Origin of the sequence: Novosphingobium anseongense (assembly GCF_037482895.1) — a bacterium.
In the GTDB taxonomy this organism is placed as follows: domain Bacteria; phylum Pseudomonadota; class Alphaproteobacteria; order Sphingomonadales; family Sphingomonadaceae; genus Novosphingobium; species Novosphingobium anseongense.
In genome coordinates this window covers 283,631-307,064 of record NZ_JBBHJZ010000001.1, presented here as the reverse complement: position 1 = coordinate 307,064, position 23,434 = coordinate 283,631, and the positions used below count along the sequence as shown (strand labels likewise).

Here is a 23,434-nt window from a genome sequence, read left to right as displayed (position 1 = left end):
CTCAAGTGTGTCGGTCGGATTTCGCTGCAAATTCATTTGACCGTAATCCCGGCTTGCTTAGCTCTCACCTCGGAATTTTACGGAGGGGATGCGAATGCGCTGCAGAACGCTGGCGATGGCTGTGGGTTTCAGCCTCTGCTCGGGAGCCGCCTTCGCCCAATCGGCCAACCCCGCCGAACCCCGATCCGCCCAGGGCGACCTTTCGGTCACGATCTACAACAACAACCTCGCCCTGGTGCAGGACATTCGCCAGGTCAGCCTGCCCGCGGGCAAATCGCGCCAGGAATTCGCCGACGTCTCGGCGCAGATCCGGCCCGAGACCGTGACACTCTCGGGCGAAGGCTTCGGCATCGTCGAGCAGAACTTCGACTACGACCTGCTCTCGCCTTCGGCATTGATGCAGAAAGCGGTCGGCCAGACCGTGACCTTGCTGCGCACCAACCCCGCGACCGGCGCCGAGACGCGCGAGCGCGCGACCGTGCTCGCGGCCAACGGCGGCGTCGTGCTCAAGATCGGCGATCGCATCGAGGTCCTGCGCGACGACGGCTTGCCCGTGCGCGTGATCTTCGACTCCATACCGCCCAACCTGCGCGCGCGGCCGACCTTGTCGGTTACGGTGGATGCCCGTTCGGGCGGTAGCCGGCCGCTCACCTTGTCGTACCTGACTCCGGGACTCGGCTGGAAATCGGACTATGTCGCGCTGTTCGACGAGAAGGCCGGCAAGATCGACGTCCAGGGTTGGATCACTCTGTCGAACAACACCGGCACCACCTTCAACAACACGAAGACGCTGCTCGTCGCGGGCGACGTCGGCTTCTCGGGCCAGAACCCCGGCTATTACCAGCCGCCGCGGCCGCGCGGCAACGTCGCGGGCACCGAGAGCGGCAATGGCCAGCGTCTCGGCGATTTCCACGTCTATCCGATCGAGGGCCGCACCACGATCGCCAATGCCCAGACCAAGCAGGTCTCGTTCCTCGACGCCTCGGGCGTGCCCGCACGCAAGGGTTACGAGTTCCGCAACGGCTGGATGGGCGCAGAAGACGAGGCACGCAGCGCCGCCTCGGTGCTCAAGTTCTCGAACGCGCGCGCCGCGGGCATCGGCGAAGCGCTGCCCGCGGGCACGGTCCGCGTCTACATGCGCGACAGCCGCGCGCAGTCACAGTTCATCGGCGAGAGCGAGATCCCGCACACCCCCGGCGGCTCGCAACTCGCCATCCGAACCGGCGACGCCTTCGACGTCAAGGTCCAGCCCGTCGTCGAGAAGCGCGACGTGATCACCAGCGAACAATGGCAGACCTACGCGCGCTGGACCGTGACCTATCCCGACGGCACCAAGAAGACCGCGGCCGGCGAAGTCCCCAAGCGCTACTACCGCACGCAGATGCGCTACATCGTCACCAATGCCGGTCCGACGCCGGTGACGGTCGACGTGATCCAGGGCGGGCTCGGCCAATGGTGGTGGTGGCGCGACCTGCGCGTGACCGACGAGTCGATCAAGGGCGTGCAGGACAGTGCCGACGAACGCCGCTGGGAAGTGCCCGTGCCGGCCGAAGGCAAGGTCGAGCTGACCGCGACGTTCCTGACACCGTGGTGACGGGCCTTGCCAGATCCTCCCCTGCAAGGGGAGGGGGACCGCGACCGCAGGTCGTGGTGGAGGGGTGTCACCCTCTCCGAGACGGGGACACCCCTCCGTCATCGCTTCGCGCTGCCACCTCCCCTTGCAGGGGAGGATCTTTTCTCGTCGCTCTCCTCCTCGCCACCCCCGCGCTGGCCGAAGCGCCGGTCATCCAGTCCGACGCCCCCGACGCCGTCGCGGTGACGCTCTACCGCGATCCCGATCGCGGCGACGGCGCGATCGACCGCAACCGGCCGTCGTCCTTCGCGCTGATCTCCGAAACGCGCACCGTCACCCTGCCGCCGGGCGAGGTCACGGTCCGCTTCGAGGGCGTCGCCAGCGGCATCGTCCCGCAATCGGCGATCCTGTTCGGCACCGACCCGCGCGAGCGCAACCGCGACGCCGCGCTGCTCTCGCAGAAGGGGCTGGTCGACGCCTTCACCGGGCAGAGCGTGATCCTGCGCCGCACCGATCCGGCGACCGGCAGGACGGTCGAGGAGCCCGCGACGATTCGTTCGGCCTCCGATCGCCTCGTCGTCACCACCCCGCGCGGGACCGAGGCGGTCTACTGCTCGGGGCTCAACCAGACGCTGATCTATCCGCAGGCGCCCGCGACCTTGTCGGCCAAGCCCGTGCTGTCGATGCTGACCAAGGACCAGCCGGGCGGCCGGGTGACGATCACCCTGGCCTATATCGCCACGGGCTTCGACTGGGACGCGACCTATGTCGGCACGCTGGCTCCCGATGGCAAAACGCTCGAACTGCTCGGCTGGATGACCATGGCGAGCGGCGACGACACGAGCTTCGTCGAGGCCACCACAGCGGCCGTCGCCGGCAGGATCAACCGCTCGGCCGCGACGCGTGACGACAGCGGCTCGCGGATCAAGGCCGAGGCCTCGTCGCTCTACAAGCAGGCGCAGTGCTGGCCCATGGGCAACACGAGCAGCGGGTTAAATCCCCCGCCGCCGCCGCCTCCCCCGCCGCCGCCCGCGGCACCGATGATGATGGAGATGGCCGCGGGCAACATCGTCGTCACCGCCCGGCGCCGCGAGGAGAAGGCCGCGGTCGTTGCCGAAGCCGAAGGCCTCGGCGACCTCAAGCTCTACCGCATTCCGGTGCCCGTCACCGTCGCCGCACGCTCGCAGAAACAGGTCGCGTTCCTAGTGAAGGACGCGGTCCGCGGCGAGACGGTCTATCGCACGGTGATGGACGAGCGCCCGAGCCCGATCGACAAGCTGTTCCGCTTCCGCAACCGCAAGGACAACGGGCTCGGCGATCCACTACCGGCGGGCAAGGCCGTGCTCTATCAGGAAGGCGAATATGGCCGCGGCCTGATCGGCGAGGCTTCGACACCGGACAAGGCGATGAACGAGGAGGTCGAACTGGCCTTCGCCCGCGCCAACGACGTTACGATCGAAACGCAGGAACCCGCGAGTGCCAAGGCGCCCTATGTCCTGACGATCCGCAACGCCAATCCCTTTGCTGTCACCTTCGAGGCGGAATTTCACAACCTCGGCCACACTTACCGTGGTCTGCCCGGCCGGCTGATCGCGAAGCCCGGGAAACGCGTCTGGCGCACGACCATCCCGCCCAACGACACGGCACGGCTGTCGTATCGCGTGGACCGACCGCGCGATAACTGACTACAGTCCCCGCCATGTTCGCACTCGATCAGGTGGCCGTGGCCTATGGCGACGTGCCGGCGCTCGCCCCGACCTTGCTCGATATCGGCGCCGGCGAGACGCTGGTCCTGCTCGGCCCCTCGGGCTCGGGCAAGTCGACCCTGCTGCGCACGCTGGCGGGGCTGACGCCGTTCACCGGCAGCCTGCGCTTCGAGGGCCAGCCCGTCACCGACTGGCGCGCGGTGCGGCAGCGGCTTGGCTACATCATCCAGGACGGCGGACTGTTCCCGCACCTGACCGCACGCGGCAACGTCACCTTGATGGCGCAGGAACTCGACTGGCCGGCCGAGCGGATCGCGGCACGGGTTGACGAGCTCGCCACGCTGGTCGCGCTCGATGCCGCGCAACTCGATCGCTATCCGGGCGAATTGTCGGGCGGCCAACGCCAGCGCGTGGCGATGATGCGCGCGCTGATGCTCGATCCCGCGGTGCTGCTGTTCGATGAACCGCTCTCGGCGCTCGATCCGATCACCCGCGTGCGGCTGGCCGAGGAGTTGCGCGCGATCTTCGCGCGGCTCGGCAAGACCGTGGTGATCGTCACGCATAGCCTCGGCGAAGCGCGGTTCTTCGGTGGCACCGCGGTGCTGATGCGCGAAGGGCGGATCGTCCAGCAGGGGCCGATCGCAGACCTGGCCGAACACCCCGCCGATCGTTTCGTCACGGAATTCCTCGCGGCGGAGGACGCGCTGTGAGGTGGTTGCTGCTCTTGCTCGCCCTCATCGCCCTGCCCGCTCGGGCCGAGACCGTCGGCTCGAAGAAATTCACCGAAGGCGTGATCCTCGGCGAGATGGCGCGGCTCGCGCTCGAACGCGCGGGTGTGCCCGCCACGCATCGCCGCGAGCTCGGCGGCAGCCGCATCCTGTGGGATGCGCTCAAGGCCGGCGAGATCGACGTCTATCCCGACTATACCGGCACCCTGCGCTTCGAGATCCTCTCGGGGCAACACCTGACCGATGACAGGGCCCTGCCGCGCGCGCTCGCCGCGCAGGGGCTGGCGATGTCGAAGCCGATCGGCTTCTCGAACGGCTATGCCCTGGCCATGCGCGCCGACGTGGCAAAACGGCTCGGCATTGCGACGATCGGCGATCTGGTCCGGCATCCGGAACTGGCGATCGGCCTGTCGAACGAATTCGTCGATCGCCAGGACGGCTGGCCGGCGCTGTCGCGCGCCTATGGCCTGAACGGGCTCAAGATCCGCGGGATCGATCACGACCTCGCCTATCGCGCGATTGCCGCCGACCAGATCGCCGTAACCGACGTCTACACCACCGATGCCGAGATCGCGACCTACAAGCTGGTCGTGCTGCGCGACGATCGCGCGTTCTTCCCACGCTACGACGCCGTCTTCGTCTATCGCGCCGGCCTGCCCACCAAGGCGGTCACCGCGCTCGATGCGCTGGCCGGCACGATCGACGAAGCCGCGATGCGCGAGCTCAATCGCAAGGTCACGGTCGACAAGCTGAGCGAGACACAGGCCGCCCGGCTCGCGCTCGGCGAAACCGCACAAGCCTCGGGCGAGGACGGAATCTGGCGCCGCCTGCTCGACCGCACGCTCGAACACCTCTGGCTCGTCGCGGTCTCGCTCGCCGCCGCGCTGATAGTCGCCCTGCCGCTCGGCGTGGCCGCCGCGCGCAGCCCGCGGCTCGGTGCGCTGGTGCTGTCGGTCACGGGCCTGCTCCAGACGATCCCCAGCCTCGCGCTGTTCGTCATCCTGATCCCGCTGCTCGGCATCGGCGCGGCGCCGACGATCATGGCGCTGTTTCTCTATTCGCTGCTGCCGATCGTGCGGAACACCCATGCCGGGCTGACCGGCATCGCCCCCGCCCTGCTCGACAGCGCCGACGCGCTTGGGCTGTCCCGCAAGGCACGGCTGCGGCGGATCGAGCTGCCGCTGGCCCTGCCCACGATCATGGCCGGCCTGCGCACCGCCGCGGTGGTCGCCGTGGGCCTGGCCACGCTCGGCGCGATCATCGGCGCGGGCGGCTATGGCCAGCCGATCCTCACCGGCATTCGCCTCAACGACACCGGCCTGATCCTCGAAGGCGCGATTCCCGCGGCGGTCCTGGCGCTGGTGATCGAAGGGCTGTTCCACCTGCTGCAAGGCGCGGTCACGCCGCGGGGCTTGCGCTTCCAATCCTGACGTCGCGCGCATAAAGCGCGCGCGAGACATCATCGGAGGGTACCAAATGGCGAAGTTCAGTGCGGAACAGGCGACGGCGGTCGCGGCGATCCACCAGGTCATCAACGAATGGGGTGACGAGCTCGACCGGAACAGCGGCCGCCAGATGACCCAGGCCAAGGTCCTGACCGACGATGTCGCCTACTTCGTCGGCGGCGAATGGCGCGCTGGTATTGCCGCAACGCAAGCCTTCTACGACGAGCGCTGGGATCGCCTGACCGCGGCCGGCGGCGCGCCGGTCATGCGTCACCTCCACGTCAACTACCGCGTGAAGTTCGCCGCCGAGGATCACGCCACGGTGACCTTCCAGCTGCTGTTCTTCGCCAAGGTCGGCGAGCCGCCCTTCGTCGGCTTCTGCGATCCGCTGGCCGTCGCCGACGTCCGCATGGAATGCCGCCGCGATGCCGACGGCGACTGGAAGATCAGCCGCTTCGACAGCAACCAGGTGTTCCAGCGCGGCTAACCAGCAGGAAAAGACTGGGCGCCTAGTTGCCCAGGATCCCCTTGAGCACGCCGCCGGCTGTGCCGAGGGGATTGGCGCGCAGACGGGCTTCCTCACCGCCGATGTAGCGGAAGATGCCGTTCAGGGCCTGCTCGGTCACCGTGCGGCCCAACCCGTCGCGCGAGAGGCCCGCGGCGCGGATCAGGCTCGACTGCTTGGCGACGGCGTCGAGCTGGCGATAGGCACCGACCTGCGCCAGCCCCGCATCGACCAGCGGCCGCAGCTTGCCGTGGAGCTCGTCGCCGGCGCTGCGGCGCAGATACTGGCTGGCGCCGTCGTTCTGCCGGGCGATGTCGGGCACGTCGGCCAGGGTCAGCCGGCTGATCGAGTTGCGGAACACCGGCTTGGCCTCGCGCGCGGCGATGCCCGCGGCGTCGTTGAGCTTGCGGATGAGGTTGTCGGTCAGCCCCAGCCGCTGGCCGGCATCGAGCGCGCGACCAAGCACGTTGCCGAGCCCGCCGGCCTGCCCGCCGAGCATCGGCAGGCCGATGCGCACCGCCGGATCGTTGTAGAAGGCACCGGGCTGCGCCAGCCGGTCGAGCGAACTGTCGGTCGCGCGGCCCAGAATGTCGGAGAACGCGCCGCCCAGCCCCGTGGCCGCGCCGGCCTGCTCGGCGAAGAGCGCGAGACAAGCCGATGCGCCGATCCCGGCGATGAGTTCGCGACGATCCCAATCCCGTCTGGCCATATTCCATCCCCCCCAAAGATGATTTGTCCGATCGCGACGTAACGCCTTTTCGCGCCGGGCGGCAATGGCTGGCCTCTGCGAATCAACCTGCTACACCTTGCGCCATGCATCGCTCTTTCGGCTCGGCTCTCGCCACTTCGTTCCTTACTCTCGCCCTGACCGCCTGCGCCGCGCAGCCACCGGTCGCCAGCGCGCCAGCGGCCCCGGCCGCGCCCGTGGCACGCGATGAACCCGCGCCGCTGAGCGCGCTCGTCGCGGCGGTGGACATTCCCTACGAGAGCTTCACCCTGACCAACGGCCTGACCGTGCTCGTCCACACCGACCGCAAGGCGCCGATCGTCGGGGTGACGACCTACTATCGCATCGGCTCGAAGCACGAGCCGCGCGGCAAGACCGGCTTCGCCCACCTCTACGAGCACATCTTCTTTGGCGGTTCGGAGAACGTGCCCAGCTTCGACAAGCCGCTCGAGGCCGCGGGATCGACCCCGTCCAACGGCTCGACCTGGTACGACCGCACGAACTACGTCGAGACCGTGCCCAAGGGCGCGCTCGACATGGCGCTGTTCATGGAAAGCGACCGCATGGGCCACCTGCTCGGCGCGGTCAGCCAGGACAAGCTCGATAAGCAGCGCGGCGTCGTCCAGAACGAGAAGCGCCAGAACGACAACCAGCCCTATGGCCTGGCCGACTATGCCGTGGGCGACGGCCTGTTCCCCGTCGGCCATCCCTATCGCCACGCGACGATCGGCTCGATGGCCGATCTCGATGCCGCCAGCCTCGACGACGTGCGCCAATGGTTCAAGGACCACTACGGCCCGAACAACGCCGTGCTCGCGCTGGCCGGCGACATCGACGTCGCCACGGCGCGGCCGCTGGTCGAGAAGTGGTTCGGCGACATCGCCCGCGGCCCCGCGGTGAAGCCCGTCGCGGCCGAGCCGGTGACGCTGCCTGCGCCCGCCAAGCGCGAGATGACCGATCAGGTGCCCGTGCTGCGCCTCAGCCGCAACTGGAGCGGCCCGGGCATGAACGAGCCCGATGCGCTCGCGCTGCAGGTCGGCCTCCACATCCTCGGCGGGCTGTCGAGTTCGCGGCTCGACACCGTGCTCGTCCGCAACGAACAGCTCGCGGTCGCGGTCACCGCCGGCGCCCAGCCGTTCGAGCAGGTCTCCTTCCTCGCCGCGCAGATGGACGTGAAGCCCGGGGTCGATCGCGCCAGGGCAGAAGCCCGCTTCGACCAGATCATCGCGCAATATGTCGCCGAAGGACCCAGCGCGGACGAACTGCGCCGCGCCGCAACCTCGATCCTCTCGAGCCAGATCGGCGCGCTCGAGGAGGTCGGCGGCTTCTCGGGCAAGGGCGCGACCCTGGCCGAGGGCCAGCTCTATTCGAACGATCCGGCGCAATACAAGAAGGACCTCGAGCGGGTCGCGGCGCTGACCCCGGCCGAAGTCAAGACGGCGCTCCAGCGCTGGCTCGGCCGCCCGGTCTTCGCGCTGGCCGTCGTCCCCGGCGATCGCACCGAAAAGGGCGAGGCCATGGGCGGCTGGGGCGACGAGACGCCCGGCGCCGCGAAACCCAAGGCGACCAAGCCCGGCTCGGCGATCAAGCCCGGACCGAAGCGGGCGACGCCGCCTGTCGCGCCGGTGGCCGATCTCGCGGTCCCGACGATCGAGCGCACCACGCTGTCCAACGGCATCCCCGTCGCGCTCGCGCGCCGTACGGCGATACCCAAGGTCATCGTCTCGCTCGGCTTCGACGCGGGCTACTCGGCCGACGCGCTCGACACGCCCGGCACGCAGTCGCTGATGCTCAAGATGCTCGACGAAGGCACGACGACGCGCAGCGCCACCCAGATCGCCGAGGAACAGGAGCGTCTCGGCGCCCAGATCGGCAGCGGCGGCAGCCAGGATACCAGCTCGATCACGCTGACCGCGCTGACTGCCAACCTCGCGCCTTCGCTCGAACTGATGGCCGACGTTGCGCGCAAACCGGCCTTCGCCGAGGGCGAAGTCGCGCGCGTACGCGATCAGCAGCAGGCCGCGCTGTCGCAGGCGCTGGCCAATCCGCGCGCGCTGGCGGGGCGCGAGCTCGGCAAGCTGCTCTACGGCAGTCACCCCTATGGCCAGCCGATCGACGGCCTCGGCGACGCCAGGTCGCTCGCCGCGCTCACCCCGGCCGCCTTGCGCGCCGCGCACGACAAGTGGCTGCGCCCCGATCTCGCGCGGATCACCGTCGTCGGCGACGTGACGATGGACCAGCTCAAGCCGCTGCTCGAAAAGGCCTTCGGCTCCTGGCAGGCGCCCGCCACGCCCAAGCCGGTCAAGGACCTCGCCGCGGCGATCCCGACGCCGCGGCCGCGCATCGTCCTGGTGGACCGGCCCAATTCGCCGCAGTCGGTGATCGTCGCCGGCCGCGTCCTGCCGCTGACCGGCCGCACCCCCGACATGGAAGCGCTCGACCTCGCCAACGAAGTGATCGGCGGCGGTTTCCTCTCGCGGCTCAACATGGACCTGCGCGAGGACAAGGGCTGGTCCTACGGCGTCTCCTCGGGCGTGCGCAGCCCCGCCGGTCCGCGCGCGCTGACCGTCGGCGCGCCGGTCCAGGCCGACAAGACCGGCGCCGCGATCCAGGCGATCATCGCCGACATGAAGGCCTTCCCGGCGAAGAAGCCAGTCGACGCCGAAGAGCTCAACCGCGTCACCGACGGCAACATCCGCGCCCTGCCCAACCGCTTCGAAAGCAACGGCGACGTGCTCGGCGCGATCCAGCTGAACCAGCTGCTCGGCCGGCCCGACGATTACTATGCGACGCTCGCCAGCCGCTATCGCGCGATCGACGGCAAGGCGATCGATGCCACGGCGAAGACCTATCTCCAGCCCGAGGGCCTGACCTTCGTCGTCGTCGGCGATCGCAAGCAGGTCGAGCCACAGCTCAAGCGCCTCGGTTTGCCGCTCGAAATCGCGCCCGCGGTGGACGGTGGAGCAGCGGCGGGGGGCGATTGACTTCGCCGCCGCGCCGTTCACAACTGCAATCAAACACTAGGAGGAATGCCATGTCCGTTGCCGGAACCTACGACGTCGTCATCAAGACCCCGATGGGCGATCAGAAGGGCAAGCTCACCGTCAACCCGAACGGTGAGGCCTTCACCGGTAGCGTGACCAGCGACATGATGGGTTCGATGGAGATCGCCGAAGGCCAGGTCGCCGGCAACACGATCACCTGGAAGATGGACATGAAGGTGCCGATGCCGATGACGCTCGAAGGCGAGGCCACGGTCGACGGCGACGCGATCAGCGGCGCGGTCAAGGCCGGCGCTTTCGGCTCGATGGCGCTGTCGGGCAACCGCGCGGCGTAAAGCCGGCCGCTACACGACCGAAACATTCGCGACAAACCCCCGATACGATCCCCGGCTAAGGCCATGCCGGGGGTCGCTCGGGAGTTTGCGAAATGCACAAGAATTTTGACGACCAGCACGATCACGGCCTCGGCCACGATCTCCAGGCGCTCAAGCGGCTGTTTCCCCGCCGGCGCGCGCTCGGATTGATCGGCGCAGCCGGTACGACCGCCCTCGTCGCAGCCTGCGGTGGCGAAGGCAGCTCCTCGTCGAGCACGACCACCGCGACCGCCACGCCGACCCCCACGCCCAGCGCGACCGCCACGGCGACGCCCACCCCCACGCCGACCGCGACGAGCAGCGCCGCCTGCAACACCGCCGCCAGCGAGACCAACGGCCCCTACCCGGCCGACGGCACCATCAGCTCGAACGGCGTGACCTCGAACGCGCTCGTCGCCAGCGGCGTCCTGCGCAGCGACATCCGCTCGAGCTTCATCGGCAGCTCGACCGTCGCCGCGGGCGTGCCGCTGACGCTCACCCTGACCCTGGCCAACGTCAACAGCGCCTGCGCCGCGCTCGCCGGCTATGCCGTCTACATGTGGCACTGCGACCGCGACGGGAAATACTCGCTCTACGACCTGCCGACCGAGAGCTATCTGCGCGGCGTCCAGGTGACCGACAGCAAGGGCCAGGTGACCTTCACGACGATCTTCCCCGGCTGCTATGCGGGCCGCTATCCGCACATCCATTTCGAGGTCTTCTCGAGCCAGGCCAATGCGACCTCGGGCCGCTATGCCGTGCTGATCTCGCAGCTCGCCTTGCCCGCCGAAGCCTGCGCCGCGGTCTATGCGACGAGCGGCTACGGCACGAGCCAGGGCAACTACGCCTCGACCACGATCGCGCGCGACAACGTGTTCGGCGACAACACCTCCGCGCAGATGGCGGTGATGACGCCGACGCTGACCGGCAGCGCGGCCGCCGGCTACACCGGCAGCACGACGATCGGGATCGCGACCTGACTTGCCATGGCGAGGGCGATTGGCGATGCAGGCGGGGTGGCCGGTGAATCCATCCTGCTGGTCGACGACGACGCGCCGCTGCGCGCGCTGATCGGCGACTTCCTGCGCAGCCACGGCTTCGCCGTGCGCGAGGCGGAGGGCGGCAAGGCCATGCGCGCCGCCCTCGCCCAGGCGCCGAGCGACCTCGTCATCCTCGACGTGATGATGCCCGGCGAGGACGGCCTCTCCTGCCTGCGCGCGCTCCAGGGCGACCGCGCGCCGTCGGTCATCATGCTCTCCGCGCTCGCCGGCGACATCGATCGCATCGTCGGCCTCGAAAGCGGCGCCGACGACTATGTCGCCAAGCCCTGCAACCCGCGCGAACTGCTCGCACGCGTGCGCTCGGTGCTGCGACGGCGCCTGCCCCCGCCGGGGCCGGAAGCCCAGGCCTCGATCCTCGCCTTCGCCGGCTGGCGGCTCGACGAGAGCGGTTGGATCCTGCGCGATCCCCTGGGCCAGCCCCTGACTCTCAGCGCCAGCGAGATCCGTTTGCTCGCCGCGCTCGTCCGCGCGCGCGGCGCCGTGCTCAACCGCGACCAGCTGATGGACGCGGTCCACGGCATCGATGGCCTGGCTTACGACCGCGCGATCGACATCCACATCAGCCGCCTGCGCCGCAAACTGCAGGAGCGCGGCGGCGGCGGTGAGAACGGGGGCGACCTGATCCGCACCGTACGCGGCGCCGGCTATGCCCTGACCTGCCCGGTCGAGCGGCTCTGAGCCGTGCTCCAGCGCCTGCCCATCGCCCGCCAGATCATCGCCCTGGTCAGCGCCGCCGTCCTCGCGACCGCCGGCGCGATGATCGCGATCACCTTCATCGGCCCGCCCCCGCGGCCCGCACCGACGCCGCTGGCCGATATCGCCCAGGCACTTCAGGGCGCCGGCGTCGACCGGCTCGGCACGCGACCGCTGCTCCAGGACGCCGCCGCCGAGCCGCCCGAACCGCGCGCTGGCGAAATGCGCGATCGCGGCATCGAAGCCTGGCTCGCCGAGGAACTGGCGGCCCAGCCCGACGACGTCCTCGCCTTCACCACGGCGCCGCAGATGCCGGGACTGCGCGACCGCCCCGTCGATTCGCTCCGCGGCGAAGGCAGCTTCGGCTGGCGCCACGCCGGGCACTGGCGCGTCGTCCGCATCGATCCTGCCCCCACCGCGCTCAACTGGTGGGCGACCGTCGTGGCGGTGACCGTGCTCGTCCTCGGCGCGATCATCGGCCTCGCCTGGCGCTCGGCGCGCACGATCACGCGCCCGCTCGAGCGCCTGGCCGATCATGTGCGCGGCGAAAGCCCCGACCTCCACGCCGGCGACGACGGCGACGCACCGCCCGAGGTTGCCGTCGTCGCCGGCGCGCTCGCGGCCTTCCAGCGCAGCCAGATCGACCAGGTCGCGCAGCGCACGCGGATGCTCTCGGCGATCGCCCACGATCTCGGCACGCCGCTGACGCGCCTCGCCTTCCGGCTCGAGGCCCTGCCCGAAGCCCAGCGCGACGCCGCCCAGGCCGACATCGCCGCGATGCGCCGGCTGATCGAGGATTCGCTCGCGCTCGATCGCAGCGGCAGCCAGCCGAGCGAACGCTTCGATCTCGCCGAACTCGTCGCCGGAATGATCGAGGAAAGCGTGGTCCAGGACCTGCCGGTCACGGCTGACGTCATGACCTCAGCGCCGGTGATCGCTTCGCAGAACGCGCTGCGCCGGCTGATCCAGAACCTTGTCGACAATGCCCTGCGCTATGGCGGCGTGGCGGAGCTCAGCCTCATGATCGAGGGCAACGGCGTGGTGCTCGTGGTGCAGGATCGCGGCCCCGGTTTCACCACGGAAATGCTCACCCATGGCTGCCAGCCCTTCGTGCGCGGCGAAGCTTCGCGCAACCGCGAGACCGGCGGCAGCGGGCTGGGCCTGGCGATCGCAAGCGCCATCGCCAGGCAGTATCGCGGGACGCTGATCCTGGCGAACCGCGAAAGCGGCGGCGAGGTGCGGCTGAGCCTACCCCTCGCCGACTGATATCAGCCCAGCGCCTTCTTCAGCAGCTCGTTGACCACGCCGGGGTTGGCCTTGCCCTGCATGGCCTTCATCGTCTGGCCGACGAAGAAGCCGAACAGGGCTTCCTTGCCGCCCTTGTACTGCTCGACCTTGTCGGCATTGTCGGCGAGGATCTTGGCGATCGCCGTGTCGATCGCGCCGGTGTCCGAGGTCTGCTGGTTGGCCTCGATCTCCTTGGCCAGATCGATGTCGCCGGTGAGGTAGAGCGCGAAGATCTCCTTGGCCTTGCTGCCCGAGATCGCCCCGCTCTCGGCCGCCACGACGAGCGCCGTGTTGGCTTCGAGCGAGTTCTTGGGATCGCTCGCCAGAACGTTGTTTGCGCTGAGAACACCGGCGCGCTCCGAGAGCAGCCAGTTGGCCACGCGCTTGGCGACGTCGCTCTCGCTCTTGCCGCTGGCAGAGGCCACCGACGCGAGCAGTTCCTCGAAGGCCACGGCCGTCTCGACTTCGGCGGTCAGCGCGTTCGCGTTGTAGGCCGAGAGCCCGAGCGACCCTTCGTAGCGCGCGCGCTTGGCATCGGGCAGTTCGGGCAGGCTCGCGCGGCATTCCTCGAGAAACGCGTCTTCGAGCACGAGCGGCAGCAGATCGGGATCGGGGAAGTAGCGATAGTCGTGCGCGTCTTCCTTCGAGCGCATCGACCGCGTCTCGTTCTTGTCGGGATCGTAGAGCCGGGTTTCCTGGACGACTTTGCCGCCATCCTCGATCAGATCGACCTGGCGGCGCGCCTCCTGCTCGACCACGGCCATGACGAAGCGCACCGAATTGACGTTCTTCGTCTCGGTCCGCGTGCCGAACTCGTCGCCGGGCTTGCGCACGCTGACGTTGACGTCGGCGCGCATCGAGCCTTCTTCCATATTGCCGTCGCACGAGCCGACATAGCGCAGGATCGTCCTGAGCTTACGCAGATAAGCCCCTGCTTCGGCAGGTGAACGCATGTCGGGCTTCGACACGATCTCCATCAGCGCCACGCCCGAGCGGTTGAGGTCGACATAGGACATCGTCGGGTGCTGATCGTGCATCAGCTTGCCCGCGTCCTGTTCGACGTGGATGCGCTCGATGCCGATCGTCTTGACCGCCTCGGGGTTCTTCTCGTCGAGGCTGACCTCGATTTCGCCCTCGCCCACCAGCGGGTGGTAGAGCTGGCTGATCTGGTAGCCCTGCGGCAGATCGGCGTAGAAGTAGTTCTTGCGATCGAAGCGCGACCACTTGTTGATCGGCGCGTTGATCGCCAGGCCGGTGCGCACCGCCTGGCGGATGCACTCCTTGTTGAGCACGGGCAGCATGCCGGGCATCGCCGCGTCGACCAGCGACACCTGCGAATTGGGCTCGGCCCCGAAGGCCGTCGCCGACCCCGAGAACAGCTTGGACTTCGAGACGACCTGCGCATGGACCTCGAGGCCGATCACGACCTCCCAGTCACCCGTTGCGCCCTGAATGCGATATTCGCTCATCTTACCACCACTTCTCAGGCTTCGCGGTGAAACCGGCTCGGCTCTCGATCGCGAGGCCGGCGTTGAGGACGCCCTGTTCGTCGAAGGGCTTGCCGATGATCTGCAGCCCCAGCGGCAGGCCTTCCGAATTCAGCCCGGCCGGAACCGACATCGCCGGCAGGCCGGCAAGGCTGGCGGGGACCGAGAAGACGTCGTTGAGGTACATCTCGAGCGGATCGGCGCTCTTCTCGCCCAGCGCGAAGCTTGCGCTCGGCGTGGTCGGCGCCAGGATCACGTCGCAATGCGCCCAGGCTTCCTTGAAATCGCGCGAGATCAGCGCCCTAACCTTCTGAGCCTGCGTGTAATAGGCGTCGTAGAAGCCGGCCGAGAGCACATAGGTGCCGATCAGGATGCGGCGCTTGACCTCGGGACCGAAGCCCGCGGCGCGCGTGGCGGCATACATGTCCTGGAGCCCCGCCCCGTCGGGCAGGTCGCGCAGGCCGTAGCGCACGCCGTCGTAGCGCGCGAGGTTCGACGAGGCTTCGGCGGGCGCGATGATGTAGTAGGTCGGCAGCGCATACTTGGTATGCGGCAGGCTGATCTCGACGATCTCGGCGCCGGCGTCCTTGAGCCAGGCGATGCCCTGGTCCCACGACTTGGCGACTTCCTCGTCCATGCCGTCGAGCCGGTATTCGCGCGGAATGCCGACCTTCTTGCCCTTGAGATCGCCCGAAAGCCCGGCTTCCCATGCGGGAACGGGCAGGTCGAGGCTCGTCGAATCCTTGGGGTCGAAGCCGGCCATGGCCTCGAGCATGATCGCGCAGTCGCGGACGTCGCGCGCCATCGGCCCGGCCTGGTCGAGCGAGCTCGCGAAAGCGACCACGCCCCAGCGCGAGCAGCGGCCGTAGGTCGGCTTGATGCCCGAGATGCCGGTGAAGGCGGCGGGCTGGCGGATCGAACCGCCGGTGTCGGTGCCCGTGGCGGCCGGCGCCAGGCGCGCGGCGACCGCGGCCGAGGAGCCGCCCGAGCTACCGCCCGGCGCGAGCGCGGCGTTACCGCCGTCGTTGCGCCGCCAGGGCGAGATCACGTTGCCGAAGTAAGAAGTCTCGTTCGACGAACCCATGGCGAACTGGTCGAGGTTGAGCTTGCCGAGCATGCCCGCGCCCGCGTCCCACAGCTTCTGGCTGACGGTCGATTCGTATTCGGGCTTGAAGCCTTCGAGGATGTGGCTCGCCGCGGTGGTCTGGATGCCGCGCGTGGCGAAGAGGTCCTTCATGCCGATCGGCACGCCGGCCATCTTGCCCAGCGGCTTGCCCGCGGCGCGCGCCGCGTCGACCGCCTGCGCGGCTTCGATCGCCTTTTCGGGCGTGGGCACGATGAAGGCGTTGAGCGCCTGCTGCGCCGCGGCGACGTTGGCGTTGAACGCCTCGGCCACTTCCACGGCCGAGAATTCACCCTTGGCCACGCCCTCGCGGATCGCGGCGACGCCGAGTTCGGTTACGTCCGTCATGTTTATTCGATCACCTTGGGCACGCCGAAGAAGCCGTGTTCGGCCGCGGGGGCATTGGCCAGAACGTCGTCGCGCTTGCCGCCGCCGGTCAGCGGATCGGCGTCGATCACGTCGTCACGCAGGCGCAGCGTGTTCGGTATCACGGCGGTCATCGGCTCGATGCCGGTGCAATCGACCTCGCCGAGCTGTTCGACCCAGGCGAGGATGCCGTTGAGTTCGGGGACCATGGCGGCGATCTCCGCCTCGCTCACCTTGAGGCGGGCGAGAGCGGCGATCTTGGCCACGGTTGCGGTATCGACCGACATGGCTGTGCTTTCTTCAGAAGAACGGAATTACTGCGCGGGACCACCCGGGACGATGCCATCGGGCAGCCCCTGCGGCGGCATGCCGGGAACGCCCGGAGCGCCATGCGGGGCGCCGCCGCCCTGCATCTGTTGCATCTGCTGCATCATCTGCATCTGGCGCTGATATTCCTGGCCGCTGATGAAATCGATCAGTTCGATCTCGAAGGTCAGGTCGGTGTTCGCGGGGATCGGGCCCTGAGCCTTGTCGCCGTAGCCGAGCGAGGAGGGGATCTCGACCTTGTACTTGCCGCCCTTCTGCATCTGCTCGAGCGCCTTGGTGAAGCCCGGGATCACGCCCTGCAGCGGGAACACCGCGTTCTTGCCTTCGTCGAAGACCTTACCGTCGGGCAAGGTGCCCTTGTAGTTGATCAGCGCGACGTCGCTGGCGACCGGCGAGGCGCCCTGGCCCGCGGTGATCGTGGCGACGTGGACCTGCGGCGGCATGGCGGCCCAGGCGATGCCGCCCGCGGCGAGCGCGACGGCGGCGATGCCCACCCAGAGCTTGCCGAGCGAGCCCTTGGCGATCGGCTGGAGAGGTACGCGGGTGATCTCGGTCATCGGGTCGATTCCTGTAGAGTGGCCTGCAAAGCGTCCTGCGGAACAGGCAGCAAAAAGGGCGCGGAACTGATTCCGCGCCCTCATGGCTCATCGCAAGGCGTGGTTCAAGCTTGCTGGCAAAGCCCCTGCGGGCTTTGCACCAGCATCCTACTTGACGCCATCGCGCTCCAGCCGCTTGCGCTCGAGCTTGCGAGCGCGGCGGACGGCGGCAGCCTTTTCACGGGCGCGCTTTTCCGAGGGCTTTTCGTAGTGACGGCGCAGCTTCATCTCGCGATACACGCCCTCGCGCTGCAGCTTCTTCTTGAGCGCGCGCAGAGCCTGGTCGACATTGTTGTCGCGGACGAGAATTTGCATAAACCGACACACCTCACAAAACGAAGGCTAGAGCCCCACCGATGCAAACGCGCGGGGATTTGCCCAAAAGTGAACAATAGCAGGATAAGCCGAATCCATCTGGATCGGCTCGAACAGGCGGCCCGCTAGCAAAGAGCGGCAGGCAAGGCAACCCTTTGCGCCATTTCCTTTGCGCGATTGACGATCATCCGTTGCCCGGTTCCGCCAGCACGCCCGCCAGCCAGCCCGTCGCCTGAGCGACGAAATCGCGCGAAGTCGGCGCCTCGCCCGCCCAGACGACGAAGCCGTGCGCACCGCCGGGGACCTCGACGAACGTCACGTCGACGCCCGCAGCCGCAAGCCTATCGGCATAGGCACGGTCTTCCTCGGCGAAGAGGTCGATCGATCCCACGCCGATCCAGGCCGGCGGGAGGCCCGCCAGATCGGCACGCCGCGCGGCGACGGCATGGGCCGGCGGCGCGTTCGCCGATCCGCCGAGATAGCAGCGCCAGGCATTGCGGTTGGCCGCATTGTGCCAGACCGGATGATCGATCGCATCGAGTTCGCGTCGCGCGGCGGTGCGATCGTCGAGCATCGGATAGAACAGCCATTGCGCCAGCGGGCGCTCGCCCTCGTCGCAGAGCCGTTGCACCAGCGTTGCAGCCAGGCCGCCGCCGGCGCTCTCGCCGCCGACCGCCACGCGCGCCGGATCGATGCCGAGTTCGCCGGCCATGCCCTTGAGTGCGTGCCAGGCCGCGTGACAATCGTCGAGCCCGGCCGGGAAAGGATGCTCGGGGGCTAGGCGGTAGGTCGCGGAGACCACGATCATGCCCAGCGCCGCCGCGGTCTCGGCGCAGAGCGCATCGTTCTGCGACGGCGTGCCGATGAGGAAGCCGCCGCCGTGGATCCACAGCAGCGCGGCCTTCGTGCGCGTCTCCGCCGGGCGGTAGATGCGCAGCGGTACGCCGTTGCGCTCGACCGTCTCGACCGCGACTCCGCGCACGGTTTTCGCAACCATGCGCGCCGCGCCCCAGCGCGCGAAGCGGCGGACGAGCGAGAACTGAAAAGGCAGATGCGGCATCTTGCGGACCGCGCCGCGCAGATCCTCCGCGACGTCATCCAGCGTCATCCGCTCGTAAGCCATGCAAACCCCTCCCCTGTGCCGCGCTCCGAATAGGCTGACGCCGCCCTTTGCTCAATGCTGGCGCGACGGCGATGGCGCAGCTATGGGGCAGCGATGAGTCCACCCTCTTTTCTCACCGCATCCTGCTATGTCGCCGCCGGCGGCGCCCTGGGATCGTGGCTGCGCTTCCTCGTGGCGCGCGCCTTTTCCCCGATGGCCGGCGCCTTTCCCTGGGCGACGCTGACGGTCAACGTCGTCGGCAGCTTCGCCATGGGCCTGCTCGCGGGCTGGCTCGCGCGCATGGGCTCCCACGGCGAAGGCTGGCGTCTGCTGATCGGCGTCGGCGTGCTCGGTGGTTTCACCACCTTCTCCGCCTTCAGCCTCGACTTCACGGTGCTGGTCGAGCGCGGCGCGCTGGGCATGGCCATGACCTATGTCGCCGCCTCGCTGATCGCCGGCTTCGGCGGGCTGTTCGCCGGCCTCTTCCTGGTGCGAGCCGTGGCATGAGCAAGGACAATCCCGGCAACAGCGACCAGGTTCGCCAGTTCACCGTCCAGGGCGACGACGACGGCGTCCGGCTCGACCGCTGGTTCAAGCGCCACCTGCCGCAGGTCGGCTTCGCCACGGTCAGCCGCTGGGCGCGCACGGGCCAGATTCGTGTCGACGGCAAGCGCGCGGGTGTCGACGACCGGCTTGTCGCCGGGCAGAAGCTCCGCGTGCCGCCGGGCGGCGATGCCCCCGAGAAGACCGGCGCCAAGGTCCGCCGCGAGCTGACCGAGGAGCAGATCGAGAAGGCCGAGGCCATGGTCCTGACGCAGGACCGCGCCGCGATCGTGCTCAACAAGCCGCCGGGCCTCGCCACCCAAGGCGGTTCGGGCACCAAAGAGCACGTCGACGGCCTGCTCGACGCCTTCGCCCCCGACGGCCCCAGGCCCCGCCTGGTCCACCGGCTCGACAAGGACACTTCGGGCGTGCTCCTGATCGCGCGCACCCCGGGCAGCGCCGCCTATTTCTCGAAGCGCTTCTCGACGCGCACCGCGCGCAAGATCTACTGGGCGCTGATCGTCGGCGTGCCGTCGATCGAGGACGGCATGATAGAGCTGCCGCTGGCCAAGCAGCCGGGCACGGGCGGCGAGAAGATGATGGTCGACGAGAGCGAGCACGGCCAGCCCGCGCGCACGCGCTATCGCGTGATCGACCGCGCCGGCAACCGCGCCGCCTGGGTCGAGCTGCAGCCCTTCACCGGCCGCACCCACCAGCTGCGCGTGCACATGGCGGCGATCGGCCACCCGATCGTCGGCGACGGCAAGTACGGCGGCCCCGACGCGTTCCTTTCGGGCACGATCAGCCGCAAGATGCACCTCCACGCGCGTCGGCTGATCATCGATCACCCCGATGGCTCGCCGCTCGACGTCACGGCTCCGCTGCCCGAACACTTCGCCATGGGCATGGAGCAGCTCGGCTTCGACGAGGACGATGGCGACCTGCCGCTCGAGGCCCCCACCACCAGGGCGCCGCGCGAGGCCGACAAGGCCGCAGCCAAGGCCCATGCCAAGCAGTACCGCAAGGAACGCCGCGGCGAACGCCAGACCCGAAAGGGCGGCGAGCGCGGACCCGCGGGCAAGGGACCGTCGAAGGGCCCGGGCAAGCCCAAGGCGCCGGGCAAACCCGGTGCGAGGCCCAAGCCTGGCGGCGCGGCCAAGCCCGCGCGGACCGGCAGCAGGCCCGCTGGCACCAAGCCCCCTGGCAGCAAGACCCCCGGCAGCAAGACCATCGGCAAGCCCCGCAGCGGGGGCCCCGGAAAACCGCGCTGATGCATCCCGACCGTTCCTTCCGGACCGATGACCGCGCGCTGATGGAAGCGCTGATCGACGAGATCGGCTTCGGCATGGTCTTCGCGACCACGCCCGACGGTCCGCGCGTCGCGCACACGCCGTTGGTGTGGACGCAGGACGGCGCGGTGCAGTTCCACCTCTCGCGCGGCAATGCCCTGACCCGGCATCTCGACGGCATGACCGCGCTCGCGGTGATCAACGGGCCCGAGGGCTATGTCTCGCCGCGCTGGTACGCCGATTCCGAACAGGTACCGACCTGGAACTACGTCGCGCTCGAACTCGAAGGCCGCGTGCGGCGCATGGATCCCGAGGGTCTGCTCGCCCTGCTCGAGACGCTGAGCGCGCGCGAGGAAGCGCGCGTGACCGAAGGCCAGCCCTGGACGCTGGCCAAGGTCCCCGAAAGCAAGCTCCGCGCGCTTCTGTCGGGCATCGTCGGCTTCGAGTTGGAAGTCCAGGCCTGGCGCCCCACCTTCAAGCTGTCGCAGAACAAGCCTAGCGACGAGCGCGAACGCGTCGCAGCGGGGCTCGAAGCCCAGGGTTCGCGCGCGGTCGCCCAACTGATGAGGACGCTTGCGCCATGACCAAGCTCGCCGTGTTCGATTGTGACGGCACGCTGATCGACGGCCAGGCCTCGATCTGCCGCGCGATGGACGAAGCCTTCGCCGAAACCGGCCTTCCCGCGCCCGATGCGCATCAGGTCCGCCGCATGGTCGGGCTCAGCCTGCCGCAGGCGATGCGCCGACTCGTCCCCGACATCGACGAAGACCTCCAGCGCAACCTGGTCGACGCCTACAAGCGCGCCTTCCGCGCCCAACGCGAGGCGGGCGAGCTCTCGCAACAATTGTTCGAAGGCATCGCCGAAGTGCTCGACGCGCTCCACGGCGCCGGCTGGCAACTCGCGGTCGCCACCGGCATGTCGCGCCGCGGGCTCGACCATTGCCTGGCCTCGCACAGCCTGACGAAGCACTTCGTCTCGCTGCAGACCGCCGACGACCATCCCTCCAAGCCCGATCCCGCCATGCTCGAGGCGGCGCTGTTCGAAGCCGCTGCCGAGCCGAGCGAAGCGGTGATGATCGGCGATACGGCCTACGATATGCAGATGGCCCGCGACGCCGGCGTCCGCGCGATCGGTGTCGACTGGGGCTATCACTCGCCCGAAGAACTGCGCGCGGCCGGCGCCGAGTTCGTCGCGACGAGCCGGCAGGAACTCAAGGCCTACCTGCTGAGATGAGCGAAGACCCCGCCCGCAACCGCTTCTTCGCGATTCAGGCGATGCGCTGGATCGGCACCCTCGTCGCGCTGTTCGGGCTGCTCGTGATCTATCGCCGGATCGATCTGCCGGTCGAGGCCGGCTATGTGATTTTCGTCGTCGGCCTGCTCGATGCGCTGGTCGCACCCTCGCTCCTTGCCCGTCGCTGGAAAAGTCCTCTTCCATGAGAAAATTGGCACAATGAAGCGTTTCTACAAGCAGGTCTCGGTCGGTCAGAACGAGGAAGGCTGGCGCGTGCTGCTCGACGGGCGCGGCCTCAAGACCGTGAGCGGCCGCGCCCAGGTCCTGCCGACGCAGGCGCTGGCCGAAGCCCTCGCCGAGGAATGGGCCGACCAGGGCGACGAGATCGATCCCGCGAGCTTCGTCCTGCGCGACATGGCCGACTATGCGATCGACGTGGTCGGCCAGGATCGCAGCGACGCGATCCGCAGCCTCGTGGCTTATGCCGGCACCGACACGCTCTGCTATCGCGCCGAGCCCGACGAGCCGCTGCACGAGCGTCAGCTCGAAGTCTGGGAGCCGCTGCTCCACGCCGCCGAACAGCGCTGGGACGTCCATTTCGAGCGTATCGACGGGATCATGCACCGCCCGCAGCCGGCCGCGACTCTGACGCGGATGGAAGCCGTCCTCGCCGCCGAGAGCGACCACGTGCTCGCCGCGGTCAACACGCTGACCAATCTCGCCTCGTCGCTGGTGATCGCGCTTGCCGCGCTCGCGCCCGAGGCCGATGCGGAAGCGCTGTGGGACGTCGCCAATCTCGAGGAGGACTGGCAGGCCAGCCTCTGGGGCAAGGATGCCGAAGCCGAAGAGCGCCGCGCGCAGCGTCTGGCGGTGTTCGAAACCGCGATGCGCTACGCCAGGCTGGCGCGGAACTAAGCGGACTTTCAAAGGGTTGCTCCGGGAAACCACCCGAGAGGAGATCCCCATGCCCGCCACCGGTCCCGTCACCGCGATCCCGATCAACTGCACGCTCAAGCGCTCCGACGGCAAGGAAGACAGCTCGACCGACGCGATGATCGCGGTGCTCAAGGCACAGTTCGAGAAGGCCGGAGTCAAGGTCAGCGAGACGATCCGCGTGGCCGACCACAATGTCCTGCCCGGCGTCACCAGCGACGAGGGCGAAGGCGATGCCTGGCCCGAACTGCGCCAGACGATCCTCGCGCACGATATCCTGATCTTCGGCGGTCCGATCTGGATGGGACAGATCGGCTCGATCGCCAAGCGCGTGCTCGAACGGATGGACGCCTTCCTCAGCGAGACCGACGACAAGGGCCACATGCCCAGCTTCGGCAAGGTCGCGGTCGCGGCGATCGTCGGCAACGAGGACGGCGCGCACATGTCTTCGGCACAACTGTTCCAGGCGCTCAACGACGTCGGCTGGTCGGTCCCCGCGGTCGCCGCCTGCTACTGGGTCGGCGAAGCCATGGGCAGCGTCGATTTCAAGGACCTCAAGACGACCCCCGACAAGGTCGCCGAAACCGCGGAAACCGTGGCGAAGAACGCCGCGCATCTTGCCGGACTGCTCAAGGCCACCCCCTACCCCTGACCGAGGGAACCCACCGCGCGCCTGTGCCGTTAGCCCAGCAAAGGAGACCAGCGATGCCCCAGGGCGACAAGAGCAGCTACACCGACAAGCAGAAGCGCAAGGCCGCGCATATCGAAGAGGGCTATGAGCAGCGCGGCGTGAGCAAGGACGAGGCCGAGCGCCTCGCCTGGGCGACGGTGAACAAGGAAAGCGGTGGCGGCAACAAGTCGGGCTCGGGCCGCGGCCGCAAGGACACCAAGATATCGTCGCGCAGGGGCGGTCGCATCGGCGGACAGGCCAGTGCGTCGCGCAGCAAGGCCGATCGCTCGGCCGCCGCCAAGAAGGGCTGGGAGACCCGCCGCAAGCGCGCGCACGGGTAGATCGGCACGCCTGCCCTGCCCTATAGGC

The 23,434-nt window shown here is 68.8% G+C and carries 25 protein-coding genes; 18 read left to right on the top strand and 7 right to left on the bottom strand.

Translation table 11 applies throughout. The features are described from left to right. The first annotated feature begins 88 nt into the window (after positions 1-88). The 5 genes from WG901_RS01465 (at position 89) to WG901_RS01445 (ending at position 5,939) form a co-directional block, all read left to right on the top strand. Positions 89-1,594, top strand: a complete 1,506-nt coding sequence (locus tag WG901_RS01465; protein WP_417602110.1) for a DUF4139 domain-containing protein — start codon at positions 89-91, stop codon at positions 1,592-1,594. Between the two features lie 221 nt (positions 1,595-1,815). After that, positions 1,816-3,258, top strand: coding sequence for a DUF4139 domain-containing protein (locus tag WG901_RS01460; protein WP_339585247.1), 1,443 nt, complete (start codon positions 1,816-1,818; stop codon positions 3,256-3,258). A 14-nt stretch (positions 3,259-3,272) separates the two neighbouring features. Further along, a complete protein-coding gene (locus WG901_RS01455; protein ID WP_339585246.1) occupies positions 3,273-3,989 on the top strand; it encodes an ATP-binding cassette domain-containing protein in 717 nt (238 codons plus the stop codon). Beyond that, positions 3,986-5,437: an ABC transporter permease/substrate-binding protein gene (locus tag WG901_RS01450; protein WP_339585245.1), complete on the top strand. Its 1,452-nt coding sequence runs from the start codon at positions 3,986-3,988 to the stop codon at positions 5,435-5,437. Before WG901_RS01455 ends, WG901_RS01450 begins: the two co-directional genes overlap by 4 nt. A 46-nt stretch (positions 5,438-5,483) precedes the next feature. Continuing rightward, positions 5,484-5,939 (top strand): nuclear transport factor 2 family protein, encoded by a 456-nt coding sequence (locus WG901_RS01445; RefSeq protein ID WP_339585244.1) that lies wholly within the window; start codon positions 5,484-5,486, stop codon positions 5,937-5,939. A gap of 22 nt (positions 5,940-5,961) precedes the next feature. On the opposite strand, the gene WG901_RS01440 is transcribed toward WG901_RS01445, so the two are convergent. Further along, on the bottom strand, positions 5,962-6,666 hold the full coding sequence (locus WG901_RS01440) for a DUF4197 domain-containing protein (RefSeq protein ID WP_339585243.1): 705 nt from the start codon (positions 6,664-6,666) through the stop codon (positions 5,962-5,964). A gap of 104 nt (positions 6,667-6,770) precedes the next feature. Here WG901_RS01440 and WG901_RS01435 point away from each other — a divergent pair, with 104 nt between their 5' ends. The 5 genes from WG901_RS01435 (at position 6,771) to WG901_RS01415 (ending at position 13,059) form a co-directional block, all read left to right on the top strand. Next, complete coding sequence (locus WG901_RS01435) at positions 6,771-9,668, top strand: M16 family metallopeptidase (RefSeq protein WP_339585242.1); 2,898 nt, start codon at positions 6,771-6,773, stop codon at positions 9,666-9,668. A 50-nt stretch (positions 9,669-9,718) separates the two neighbouring features. Then, positions 9,719-10,021, top strand: coding sequence for a hypothetical protein (locus WG901_RS01430; protein ID WP_339585241.1), 303 nt, complete (start codon positions 9,719-9,721; stop codon positions 10,019-10,021). A gap of 92 nt (positions 10,022-10,113) precedes the next feature. Beyond that, positions 10,114-11,019 carry an intradiol ring-cleavage dioxygenase gene (locus tag WG901_RS01425; RefSeq protein WP_339585240.1) on the top strand — a complete coding sequence of 302 codons (906 nt, stop codon included), beginning with the start codon at positions 10,114-10,116 and terminating at the stop codon, positions 11,017-11,019. A gap of 36 nt (positions 11,020-11,055) precedes the next feature. Next, on the top strand, positions 11,056-11,778 hold the full coding sequence (locus WG901_RS01420) for a response regulator transcription factor (protein ID WP_339585239.1): 723 nt from the start codon (positions 11,056-11,058) through the stop codon (positions 11,776-11,778). A 3-nt stretch (positions 11,779-11,781) separates the two neighbouring features. Then, the gene (locus tag WG901_RS01415; protein ID WP_339585238.1) at positions 11,782-13,059 is read left to right on the top strand and encodes a sensor histidine kinase; all 1,278 of its coding nucleotides are present in this window, start codon (positions 11,782-11,784) and stop codon (positions 13,057-13,059) included. Between the two features lie 2 nt (positions 13,060-13,061). On the opposite strand, the gene gatB is transcribed toward WG901_RS01415, so the two are convergent. The 6 genes from gatB to WG901_RS01385 all read right to left on the bottom strand — a co-directional run bounded on the left by gatB (position 13,062) and on the right by WG901_RS01385 (position 18,417). Continuing rightward, positions 13,062-14,549, bottom strand: a complete 1,488-nt coding sequence (gene gatB, locus WG901_RS01410) for an Asp-tRNA(Asn)/Glu-tRNA(Gln) amidotransferase subunit GatB (RefSeq protein ID WP_339585237.1) — start codon at positions 14,547-14,549, stop codon at positions 13,062-13,064. A 1-nt stretch (position 14,550) separates the two neighbouring features. Beyond that, positions 14,551-16,038 carry an Asp-tRNA(Asn)/Glu-tRNA(Gln) amidotransferase subunit GatA gene (gatA, locus tag WG901_RS01405; protein WP_339585236.1) on the bottom strand — a complete coding sequence of 496 codons (1,488 nt, stop codon included), beginning with the start codon at positions 16,036-16,038 and terminating at the stop codon, positions 14,551-14,553. 2 nt (positions 16,039-16,040) lie between these two features. Then, positions 16,041-16,343: an Asp-tRNA(Asn)/Glu-tRNA(Gln) amidotransferase subunit GatC gene (gene gatC / locus WG901_RS01400; RefSeq protein WP_339585235.1), complete on the bottom strand. Its 303-nt coding sequence runs from the start codon at positions 16,341-16,343 to the stop codon at positions 16,041-16,043. Between the two features lie 27 nt (positions 16,344-16,370). Then, positions 16,371-16,940 carry an FKBP-type peptidyl-prolyl cis-trans isomerase gene (locus WG901_RS01395; protein WP_339585234.1) on the bottom strand — a complete coding sequence of 190 codons (570 nt, stop codon included), beginning with the start codon at positions 16,938-16,940 and terminating at the stop codon, positions 16,371-16,373. A 147-nt stretch (positions 16,941-17,087) separates the two neighbouring features. Continuing rightward, positions 17,088-17,294 carry a 30S ribosomal protein S21 gene (rpsU, locus tag WG901_RS01390; RefSeq protein WP_217398364.1) on the bottom strand — a complete coding sequence of 69 codons (207 nt, stop codon included), beginning with the start codon at positions 17,292-17,294 and terminating at the stop codon, positions 17,088-17,090. 184 nt (positions 17,295-17,478) lie between these two features. Next, positions 17,479-18,417, bottom strand: coding sequence for an alpha/beta hydrolase (locus WG901_RS01385; RefSeq protein WP_339585233.1), 939 nt, complete (start codon positions 18,415-18,417; stop codon positions 17,479-17,481). Positions 18,418-18,510: 93 nt separating this feature from the next. Here WG901_RS01385 and crcB point away from each other — a divergent pair, with 93 nt between their 5' ends. The 8 genes from crcB to WG901_RS01345 are packed head-to-tail and all read left to right on the top strand — an operon-like array spanning position 18,511 to position 23,406. Next, the gene (gene crcB / locus WG901_RS01380; RefSeq protein WP_339585232.1) at positions 18,511-18,903 is read left to right on the top strand and encodes a fluoride efflux transporter CrcB; all 393 of its coding nucleotides are present in this window, start codon (positions 18,511-18,513) and stop codon (positions 18,901-18,903) included. After that, on the top strand, positions 18,900-20,210 hold the full coding sequence (locus WG901_RS01375; RefSeq protein ID WP_339585231.1) for an RluA family pseudouridine synthase: 1,311 nt from the start codon (positions 18,900-18,902) through the stop codon (positions 20,208-20,210). The genes crcB and WG901_RS01375 overlap by 4 nt, the downstream gene beginning before the upstream one ends. Then, complete coding sequence (locus WG901_RS01370) at positions 20,210-20,812, top strand: FMN-binding negative transcriptional regulator (protein WP_339585230.1); 603 nt, start codon at positions 20,210-20,212, stop codon at positions 20,810-20,812. The genes WG901_RS01375 and WG901_RS01370 overlap by 1 nt, the downstream gene beginning before the upstream one ends. Next, a complete protein-coding gene (locus WG901_RS01365; protein ID WP_339585229.1) occupies positions 20,809-21,462 on the top strand; it encodes an HAD-IA family hydrolase in 654 nt (217 codons plus the stop codon). The genes WG901_RS01370 and WG901_RS01365 overlap by 4 nt, the downstream gene beginning before the upstream one ends. Continuing rightward, a complete protein-coding gene (locus WG901_RS01360) occupies positions 21,459-21,668 on the top strand; it encodes a hypothetical protein (protein WP_339585228.1) in 210 nt (69 codons plus the stop codon). Before WG901_RS01365 ends, WG901_RS01360 begins: the two co-directional genes overlap by 4 nt. Before the next feature lie 13 nt (positions 21,669-21,681). After that, the gene (locus WG901_RS01355; protein WP_339585227.1) at positions 21,682-22,377 is read left to right on the top strand and encodes an ATP12 family chaperone protein; all 696 of its coding nucleotides are present in this window, start codon (positions 21,682-21,684) and stop codon (positions 22,375-22,377) included. 49 nt (positions 22,378-22,426) lie between these two features. Beyond that, a complete protein-coding gene (locus WG901_RS01350; RefSeq protein WP_339585226.1) occupies positions 22,427-23,047 on the top strand; it encodes a flavodoxin family protein in 621 nt (206 codons plus the stop codon). A 53-nt stretch (positions 23,048-23,100) separates the two neighbouring features. Next, entirely contained in the window at positions 23,101-23,406 is a 306-nt protein-coding gene (locus tag WG901_RS01345; protein ID WP_339585225.1) for a plasmid stabilization protein, read from the top strand. Positions 23,407-23,434 lie beyond the last annotated feature (28 nt).